Here is a 6,434-nt window from a genome sequence, read left to right as displayed (position 1 = left end):
CCGCCGGGCGGCCGCTGCCGTCGGCCTCCTGCGGGTCCCAGTCGGCGTCCTCGGGCGGGATGTCGGCTTCGGTGAGCGCGGCCATGCGCTCGGCGAGCAGTTCTTCCTGGGATGCGGGCACGGCGGTCACCTCCGTCCGGGAAGTGGCTGATCACGTTCTTCGAACAGTTTAGCGAGTGTGACTGACATTTTCAGCGACACGCCGGCAGTCTGAGCGAAAGGTTCCGGTTGCCGCGCGGTGGGGACGGCATCGGCGCTGGCTGAGGTCGTCTGATCGGAGCCGTTCGGAAAGAAGGGCTTTCGACCTAAATCTCGCGGCGCTTGGTGGCCTCGGTGAGCAGCCGCAGGTCGACGGCGTGCTCGCCGGACGCGAACGGCGTTCCGGGCGCGCTGACGTCGAACCGGCCGCTGTCGGGCACGTAGGCGCGGCCGCGGGCGATGACCCGCTGGAGCCTGCCGAGCGCCGAGATGTCGGCTCGCGGGTCGCCGTCCACGACCAGAAGGTCGGCGTCGTAGCCGGGCGCGATCCTGCCTGCGACGGCGCCGAGGCCGAGCGCCGCCGCAGCCTCGGTGGTAGCCATCGCCAGCACGTCTTCGGGCCTGAAGCCCAGCGTGACGTAGTACTCCAGCGCCCCGAGGTACTGGTGGTGCGGGGTGTTGTCGACGCCCGCGTCGGTGCCCGCGATGAGCCGGATCCCCAGCTCGTGCATCGCCTGCAGGTGCTCGCCGACCGCTATCCCGGTCAGCTCGGCCACGTAGGGCGCATTGACGTTGATGGTCGGGCAGACGAAGATTCCCTGCTCCGCGATCTGGGCGGCGAGGGATTCGGCGTAGTTCCGCTCGTTGGTCTCGGTCACCCAGGAGCAGTGCTCGATCGTGGTGACGCCGGCCTCGACGGCCCGGCGGATGCCCTCGATCCCGTGCGCGTGCGCCGCGACCGGCTTGTCGACCCGGCCCGCCTCCTCGACGATCACGGCGAGCTGCGCGCCGGTGAACTGGGCGTACCAGGGCGCCGATCCGCTCGTCATGAACCCGCCGGTGGACATCACCTTGATCAGGTCGACGCCGCGCTTGTGATGGGTGCGGACCATGCGGCGCAGGTCGTCCTCGCTGTCCGCCTCGGCGCCCATGAACCAGCAGTGGCCGCCGGTGACGGTGATCGGGCTGCCCGCCACGACCAGCCGCGGGCCGCGGGCCAGGTCCGCGGCGATCGCATCACGCACCACCACGCCGAGGTAGGCCCGGCCGCCGAGGTCGCGGGCGGTGGTCACGCCCACGCCCAGCAGGTCCCGCGCGCTGCGCAACATCAGGACCAGCTGCTGCGCGTCGGTCTCGGCGCGCATCCGCGCGGCCGGATTCGGGCCGCCGTCGAAGCCCAGATGGACGTGACAGTCGATGAGCCCCGGGGTGATCGTCGAGCCCGGGTAGTCCGCCCGCGGCAGCACCGCATACTCGCCCGGCAGGGCGGTGGCGCGGCCGGCCCACTGCACGGTGCGGTCGCCGACGACGACCGCGCCGTCGGATACTGTCTCATCGCCGGTCATGACCCGCGGAGCGGTGAGCACCTCAGGCACCGCATCACCTTGCCCTCGATCAGCGTGCAGGAACGCGAACGACAGCGCTGGCGACGGCGGTGGCCTCACGCTATGGCGGGCCGTGAAGCAGCGTCAAGGCCCGGCCGGTTTACCTCGCGGTGACCGGTTTACCTCTCGGTCACAGGACCGGGGCAGGATAGCGGTGTGCCAGGAACCCTCAGGGAGTCGATCGACGCCACGACCGTGGAGATGCTCCGCGCCCGCGGCAGCTTCAAGTGGACGGCCCCGGGCCCGGACGGGCTCGGCGCGGCCGTGGCGGAGATGGACTTCGGCGCCGCGCCGCCGATCCTCGATGCGCTGGCGCGGCTGTCCGCCGACGCGAACTTCGGCTACCTGTCGCCGGTGCTCGCCGACGATCTGGCTGCGGCGTGCGCGGAGTTCCAGAAGCAGCGATTCGGCTGGGACGCCGATCCCGCGGCGATCCATCACGTCCCGGACGTGATCAAGGCGCTGGAAATCGCCATCACGCATTTCTCCCGGCCGGGCTCACCGGTCATCCTGCCCACGCCGGCGTACATGCCGTTCCTGATCGTGCCGGGCTTCCTCGGCCGGGAGATCATCCAGGTGCCGATGCACGGCGACGACGGCTTCTTCACCCTCGACCTCGACGCGGTGGCGGATGCGTTCCGCGCCGGGGGAAACCTGGTCGTCTTCTGCAACCCGTACAACCCGGTCGGCCGTGTCTTCAGCCGGGAGGAGATGGCACAGCTGACCGCCGTGGTGGACAAGCACGGCGGCCGGGTGTTCGCCGACGAGATTCATGCTCCGCTGGTCTACCCGGGAGCGACGCACATACCCTACGCATCCACCTCGCAGACCGCCGCGTCGCACACGCTGACCGCGACCTCCGCCTCCAAGGCGTGGAACCTGCCCGGGCTCAAGTGCGCCCAGGTGATCCTGACCAGCGAGCCCGACCGCGAGCGCTGGGAGGAGATGGGGATATTCGCCTCGCACGGGGCCAGCACTCCCGGCGTCGTCGCCAACATCGCCGCGTTCCGCGACGGCGGGGACTGGCTGGACGGGGTCCTCGGCTATCTCGACGACAGCCGCCACCTGCTGGCCGCGCTGCTCACCCGTCACCTGCCGCAGGTGCGCTACCGGCCGCCGGACGGCACCTACCTGGCCTGGCTCGACTGCGCGGCGATGGACCTTCCGGACTCACCCGGGGTCTTGGTCACTGAGCGTGCGAAGGTCACGGTCGTGGACGGCCCGGCCTTCGGCACCGGCGGCGCCGGCTCGTTCCGGCTCAACTTCGCCACCCCGCAGCCGATTCTCACCGAGATGGTCGAGCGGATCGCGGCGGTGCTGAACTCCGCTGCCTAGACGGGACCCACCCGGAGCGGGAGCGTGCGGGGGCCGCGGATCTGGCCGGCCGACCAGGTCACCGCCGACGGGTCGGCGAGGGAGAACCGCGGGATCCGCTCCAGCCAGACCTCGAGCGCGACCCGGAGCTCCATCCGCGCCAGGTGCGAGCCCACGCAGCGATGGATGCCGAGGCCGAACGCCGCGTGCCGGTTGACCTGGCGGTCGATGACCACGTCACCGGCCCGGTCGAACTGCGCCGGGTCGCGGTTGGCCGCCGGGAACGACAGCAGGATCCAGTCGTCGGCCTTCATGTCCGCGCCGTGCCAGCGCATGTCGTCCCGGACCAGCCGCGCCATCGTGACCGGCGCGTAAGCGCGGAGGAACTCCTCTGCCGCGGTCGGCAGCAGCGCGGGCTCGGCGACCAGCCGCTCGCGGTCGGCCGGAGTCTTCGCCAGATGCCACAGCGAGGCGCCGATCGCGCTCCACGTGGTGTCGATGCCGGCGATGAGCAGCAGCGCCATCGTGCCGGCGACGTGGGACGGGTCGAGCTTGCGGCCGTGCAGCTCGGCGTTGATGAGGAACGTGGTGAGGTCCTCGCGCGGACGGTCGATGTGGTCGTGGATCTGCGCCGTCAGGTAGTCGAACAGCGCCGACATCCGCGCGATGCGTTCGTCGGGCGGCAGGTTGACGCCCTCGAGCGTGTTCTCGACGAACTCACGGAACCGCGGTCCGTCCGCCGCGGGGAAGCCGAGCATGGCGGCGATGACCCGCATCGGGATGTGCTGCGCGTAGTCGCGGGCGGCGTCCACGACGTCCTGCCCCGCCAGCGCGTCGATGAGCGCGTGGCACAGGGCTCTGGTCGCCGGCTCCCGTTCGCCGACCGCGGTCTTGGTGAACGCGGGGAGCAGCAGCTTGCGCGCCTCGTGGTGGAACGGCGGGTCGGAGGAGATCGGTGGCGAGCCGCCGGCCGGCGCCAACTCAGTTGGCGGCCGGAAGTTGCTCATGACGATCGCCCGCGAGGAGAACCGGTCAGTGTCGTAGGCGATCGCCGCGACATCGGAGTAGCGCGTCGGCAGCCAGCCGCCGCCGAACCGCCCGGTGTGCGCGATCGGGCAGCGCTCACGCAGGTCGTCCTGGATCGGGTAGGGATCGGCGGACCACTCCGGTTCGAGATGGGAGAAGTCGGTCGCCCAGTCCGAGACCGGGCCGGTGACGATCTCGTTGCGGGTGCCGAGCGGCTGGTCCCCGCGGGTCTCGCGGTAGTCGCGGGTGAAGCGGTCGTCGACGGTCACGCCTGCGCTCCCTCGAGGATCTCGATCGCCTGCTCGGGGCAGTTCAGGACCGCGAGGCGTGCGTCCTGCTCCTTGCCCGGCGGCACGGTGCCGTCGCCGGGCACCTGCCCGTAACCTTCGGCGTCCTCGCCGAACAGGTCAGGAGCCAGGTCGTAGCAGCGGCCGTGCCCTTGGCAGCGTTCGGTACTGATCTGCACTTTCACTGGGTTGCTCCCGCCTGTGGGGTGATCTCCTGTGCTCCGATGCCCTGTGCCGCAACGCCCTGTGCCGCAACGCCCTGTGCGGTGATGCCAGGCCGGGCCAGGCCGGTCACGACGCGGGCGAGCAGCACGACCCACTCCTCTTCGTCCACCGCATGCAGGTCCGGCGTGACCAGCGCGCTGCCCATCGAGAGCAGGAGGCAGAAGTGGGCAAGCGCATTCGGTGACAGCGCCGGGTCAAGCTCGCCGCCGGCCTGAGCCACCCGCATCAGCCCGGCGATCGAGTCGGCGCGCTCGCCGACGTAATCGCGCATCGGCCGGGCCACGTCCTCGTCGCGGCGGGCCGCGACCAGCGCTTCGACGATCAGGTAACCGCGGGCATCTCGGCAGCGGGGCAGCCAGCGGCCGATGAGGAGAAGCAGATCCGTGACCGACCGGCTGGGATCGGCTGCGAACAGGTCAGCGAGCAGCCGCCGGCCGTGGGTGCGCAGCGCGTCGGTGAGCAGGTCCGCCTTCGAGCCGAAGTGCGCGTACAGCGCGCCGTTGCTGACGCCGGCGGCCGCGGCGATGTCGGCCACTCGCGTGCCGTCATACCCGCGCTGGGCAAAGACGTCGGCAGCAGCGCGCAGCAGCCGCTCTCGAGTCTCGGCAGCGGTAACGCCAGCGATGCGCCCCATACACTGAATTAAACAAACATTCATCTGATTCGTCAAGGCGAAGCCGGGCCGGCCTGCGGCCCCACATTTCGAGCAGGTGGTGGCACTCGTCGAGGACAGCGTCCACGGGCCTCCGGCGCGGAGCCGGTCGATCAGCGCCCGGCCGTTCGAGTGCAGCAGCGACAGCGGATCGGCACGGTCGCGGGCGTCGCCGTTCCCGGCCGAATCCAGCGTGCACACCGCCTGATAGGTCAGCACGGTCAGCGCGGTCGGCAGTTCCCGGCTGGTGGTGGCGGGCGCCGCGGCCGACGAGAACGCCGTCTGCCACTGCGCGATCCACTGGCCCTGGATAGCCGTGTTCGGGCACAGCACCACCGTTGGCCGGGCCAGCCGCCGCGCCGCCTCGAGCCCAATCAGGGTCTTCCCGCCGCCAGGCGGCACCACGAGGTAGGTAGCCGCGTCGCCGCGGGCGCGGTCCCGCTCGAACGCGTCAAGCGCGCGCTGCTGGTGAGGCCAGAGCGGGCGGCTGAGCTTGGCCGTCCCGAACGTCACGGCAGCCGGGCCGCTGACCAGCTCCACGCAGGCTCCTCACCGCAAAATGTTCCCCGCGCTTCGCGGCAGGGGCCAGGCGATACCAGGTCGCATCGTAACGCGGCCGCGGAGCCGGGTGTAAGCCCGCGACGTCTGGTCAGCTGGCGGCGAGGGCGGCCAGATCGCCGGTGCGCCCCAGCAGCCGGGCCATGGCGATCGAGTCCATGTAGTCGTACGTAGCGCACGATCTGGCCGTCGCGGACCCGGATGACACCGAGCGCGGTGAACCGGTAGGGCGCGCCGGCGTCGGGACAACGGACATCATCCTGCTGTTGAAAGGGATGCTTGCCACCTTGCAGCTCGCATCGGCGGACCCGGCCCTGCGCAGCCGCGTCTTCGCCGTGCTAGCCGACGGGCTGCGGCCGCCCCGCTCACCGGACGCGCCCAGCCAGCTGGCCTGAGTCAGTTCGACCTTGCGCAGGCCGGACTGGCCAGGGTCGATGATGGTCAGGTCAATGCCGACGCGCTCAGCGTCAAGCCTGGGCTCCTGAGCACCCGCGCGGCAGAATCGGTTAGGTCAGGCGCTCCAGGATCAGCTCGCGGACGCGGCCTGCGTCGGCCTGGCCGCGGGTGGCGTTCATGACGGCGCCGACGAGCACGCCCGCAGCCGCGACCTTGCCGGCCCGGATCTTCTCCGCCACGCCCGGATTGGCGGCGATCGCTTCGTCCACCGCGGCGATCAGCGTGCTGTCGTCGCTGACGATCGCCAGCCCGCGGGCGGCGACCACCTCGTCCGGCGAGCCCTCCCCCGCCAGCACGGCGTCGAGGACCTGGCGGGCCAGCTTGTCGTTGAGC

The 6,434-nt window shown here is 71.1% G+C and carries 5 protein-coding genes and 1 pseudogene; 1 reads left to right on the top strand and 5 read right to left on the bottom strand.

Going from position 1 to position 6,434, the window contains the following annotated elements:
- Positions 1-305 precede the first annotated feature (305 nt).
- Positions 306-1,574 (bottom strand): metal-dependent hydrolase family protein, encoded by a 1,269-nt coding sequence (locus VG296_RS21730; RefSeq protein WP_325568452.1) that lies wholly within the window; start codon positions 1,572-1,574, stop codon positions 306-308.
- 165 nt (positions 1,575-1,739) lie between these two features.
- On the opposite strand from VG296_RS21730, the gene VG296_RS21725 reads away from it, so the two are divergent.
- Positions 1,740-2,918 (top strand): MalY/PatB family protein, encoded by a 1,179-nt coding sequence (locus VG296_RS21725; RefSeq protein ID WP_325568450.1) that lies wholly within the window; start codon positions 1,740-1,742, stop codon positions 2,916-2,918.
- On the opposite strand, the gene VG296_RS21720 is transcribed toward VG296_RS21725, so the two are convergent.
- The 4 genes and pseudogenes from VG296_RS21720 to VG296_RS21705 all read right to left on the bottom strand — a co-directional run.
- Entirely contained in the window at positions 2,915-4,192 is a 1,278-nt protein-coding gene (locus VG296_RS21720) for a cytochrome P450 (protein ID WP_325568448.1), read from the bottom strand. The genes VG296_RS21725 and VG296_RS21720 overlap by 4 nt on opposite strands.
- On the bottom strand, positions 4,189-4,395 hold the full coding sequence (locus tag VG296_RS21715; protein ID WP_325568446.1) for a ferredoxin: 207 nt from the start codon (positions 4,393-4,395) through the stop codon (positions 4,189-4,191). Before VG296_RS21715 ends, VG296_RS21720 begins: the two co-directional genes overlap by 4 nt.
- Entirely contained in the window at positions 4,392-5,627 is a 1,236-nt protein-coding gene (locus VG296_RS21710; RefSeq protein WP_325568444.1) for a TetR/AcrR family transcriptional regulator, read from the bottom strand. The genes VG296_RS21715 and VG296_RS21710 overlap by 4 nt, the downstream gene beginning before the upstream one ends.
- A gap of 524 nt (positions 5,628-6,151) precedes the next feature.
- Positions 6,152-6,434, bottom strand: a pseudogene (locus tag VG296_RS21705) (Asp-tRNA(Asn)/Glu-tRNA(Gln) amidotransferase GatCAB subunit B); the annotation flags it as partial.

The sequence above is a fragment of the Actinospica sp. genome (genome assembly GCF_035552695.1).
Classification (GTDB): Bacteria; Actinomycetota; Actinomycetes; order Streptomycetales; family Catenulisporaceae; genus Actinospica.
Note: the sequence above shows the minus strand (reverse complement) of the source record. Positions and strands in the feature narration are given on the sequence as shown.